Raw genomic sequence first — 408 nt, forward strand, 5'->3', positions numbered from 1 at the left:
GGAAACTAAGACGCAGCTTGAACAAGCACTATCCCGCATCGAGGAACTAGAAAATGCCGGTAAAAAAGGCGTGAAAGAGTTGTCCGACGAGGAGAAGGCGACCAAAGCACAGCAAGAAAAAGATGATGAGATTGCTAAACTGAAATCTCAAATCAAGATTGCGGAATCCACACAGCAAGCGGACGAAGTATTGAAGGAAGCTGGCTTGGCAGTCGGGAAAGATGTTTTGACATTGGTAGTAGATGAGGATGATTCAAAAACGTTAGCCAATGTCAAAGCGCTAATCAACTACACGCAAGACCAACGATCTAAATGGGAGATCGCAAGGAACACCGGTTCTACTCCTAAAAAAACAACAGGCAAAACGGAAATTGATCCATTCGATGCCGTAGTTGCCAAATACTAAGA

At 44.1% G+C, this 408-nt stretch carries 1 protein-coding gene; it reads left to right on the forward strand.

Annotated elements, in window-relative coordinates; all coding sequences use genetic code 11:
• Nucleotides 1-406, forward strand: a 406-nt coding sequence (locus tag BTA35_RS19045) for a capsid assembly scaffolding protein Gp46 family protein (protein ID WP_078320920.1), incomplete at its 5' end; no start/stop codon positions are given.
• Between the last annotated feature and the right edge of the window lie 2 nt (nucleotides 407-408).

The sequence above is a fragment of the Oceanospirillum linum genome (assembly GCF_001995095.2).
Lineage (GTDB): Bacteria > Pseudomonadota > Gammaproteobacteria > Pseudomonadales > Halomonadaceae > Oceanospirillum > Oceanospirillum linum.